Consider the following 1,987-nt stretch of genomic DNA (forward strand, 5'->3'; position numbering starts at 1 on the left):
GGTCGATGCCACGGTTGGTGCGGGGGGCGACGGGCGCGTTGACATAGGTGGGCAGGGGAACCGGCGCCGGGTCCCAGCTCTGGGGCTCGTCGTCGAGGGCCGGGGTGCGGCGGCGCTGCTGGTCGACCCACTCGGCGTGGTCGGTCTGCTCGACGATGGCCTTGGACGGCTTCTCCGGCCGCGCCGCCGTGCTCGCCTGGGTGCGCTGGCGGAGGCGGCGGGCGGCCTCCTCGGCGCGGCGGCGGTCGAGGGCGACGGCGTAGCGCTGGCGCTCCTGGCGGCGTACGTGGACGACGTAGGCGGTGAGGAGCACGGCCGGGATCGCGGGCAGCCAGACGAAGCGGGTGCCGGCGGTGAGGGTGACGATGCCGCCGAGGGTGAAGGCGAGCAGCAGGACCATGGTGGTCCTGCGGCGCCTGGCCAGGACCTTGGCGCGGCCGCTCGGGGCGGGGGCTGGGCGGACGTCGGCGACCGGCTCGGCGACGGGCTCGGCGAAGGCCCGGACGTCGGCCGCGACGTCCGGGTGCGGCTCCGCCGCCGGGGCGGCGTCGTCGGCGGCCGGTTCCGGCGTGTCCCCCTCCGCCGACTCCTCCGACGCGCGTCTGCGCGTCAGCAGCCGGATGGCGGTGCTGAAGCGTTCCGTCGGACGGACCTCGTTGAGCTCGTCCTGCCTGCGGAGCCACATCGGCACGAGATACGCGGCCCAGGCCCCGACGATCATTGCGAAGATGAGGCCACTGCTGCTCACGCTCACACCGTAGAGGGGTTTGCGCGAGTCCATCTGCCAAATGGTGCGGTGTGTCGCACGATCAGGCCGTCATCCCGGGTATTTCTTCGGATTGTTATCAGGGGCGTAACGGTCGACCGGAAGTATTCGAATGGCTGTTTTATTTCTGGGGGGCGCGCTGGGCCTCGTGCCAGCGGGTCAGCAGGCCCTCGGGCACCTCCTCGGCGGTGAGGGCGAAGACCAGGTGGTCGCGCCAGGCGCCGTCGATATGGAGATAGCGTGGGCGCAGGCCCTCCTCGCGGAAGCCGAGTTTCTCCACCACGCGCCGGCTCGGGGCGTTCTCCGGGCGAATGCAGATCTCGATCCGGTGCAGGCCGAGCGTGAAGAAGCAGTGGTCGGTGACCAACGCCACCGCCGTCGGCATGATGCCGCGGCCGGCGGCGGCCCGGTCGATCCAGTAGCCGACGTGACCGGCGCACATCGAGCCCCAGGTGATGCCGGCCACCGTCAACTGCCCCACCAGGCGCCCCCGATGGGTGACGACGAACGGCAACATGCGGCCGGCCTGGGCCTCGTTGCGCAGGTGCCTGACCATCTGCCGGAACGTCGGCCGCCGCGGCGGCGCGTGGCCGGGCGGCGGGGGCGGGATGCTGGCCTCCCAGGGGCGCAGCCAGTCGCGGTTGCGCTGGTTGATCTCGCGCCAGGCGCGGTGGTCGCGCTGCCGGATGGGCCTCAGGCCGACGTGGTCGTCGACCAGTTCGACGGGCCAGGTGGGAACGTTCATCTCGGGTGGTCGCCGCCGCGCAGCTGGTCGACGGCGTGTCGCAGCAGCGGACGCAGCACGGCGAGGCCGTCGCGCACCCCGCCGGGCGAGCCCGGCAGGTTGACGATGAGGGTGCGGCCCGCGACGCCCGCCAGGCCGCGGGAGAGCGCGGCGGTCGGCACCTTGGCCAGCCCCGCGGCGCGGATCGCCTCGGGGATGCCGGGGATCTCCCGGTCGAGGACGGCGCGGGTCATCTCGGGGGTGCGGTCGGTGGGGGTGAGGCCGGTGCCGCCGGTGGTCAGGACCACGTCGTAGTCGGCGGCCACGGCGTCGCGCAGGGCGGCGAGGACGGGCTCGCCGTCCGGGACGACGAGCGGGCCGTCCGCGGTGAAGCCGAGGTCGGTCAGGGCCTCGGCGAGCAGCGGGCCCGTCGTGTCCTCGTAGACGCCGGCGGCCGCGCGGTTGGAGGCGGTGACGGCGAGGGCGCGGTAGGGGGC

General features: G+C 73.9%; 3 protein-coding genes. All 3 read right to left on the reverse strand.

Annotation, left to right across the window (positions count from 1 at the left end):
* On the reverse strand, window positions 1-748 hold a 748-nt coding region (locus E1265_RS35855; protein WP_132935121.1), incomplete at its 3' end, for a hypothetical protein.
* Window positions 749-887: 139 nt separating this feature from the next.
* Window positions 888-1,511 carry a GNAT family protein gene (locus tag E1265_RS35860; protein ID WP_132935122.1) on the reverse strand — a complete coding sequence of 208 codons (624 nt, stop codon included), beginning with the start codon at window positions 1,509-1,511 and terminating at the stop codon, window positions 888-890.
* Window positions 1,508-1,987: MogA/MoaB family molybdenum cofactor biosynthesis protein (locus E1265_RS35865; RefSeq protein WP_132935123.1), on the reverse strand; the 480-nt coding region annotated here is incomplete at its 5' end. The genes E1265_RS35865 and E1265_RS35860, both read right to left, overlap by 4 nt.

Origin of the sequence: Streptomyces sp. 8K308 (assembly GCF_004348315.1) — a bacterium.
GTDB lineage: Bacteria > Actinomycetota > Actinomycetes > Streptomycetales > Streptomycetaceae > Streptomyces.

What these genes read in the sequence shown, in the direction of transcription:
- E1265_RS35860 (WP_132935122.1), bottom strand. Translation starts at nt 1,511, where the DNA reads ATGAACGTTCCCACCTGGCCCGTCGAACTGGTCGACGACCACGTCGGC.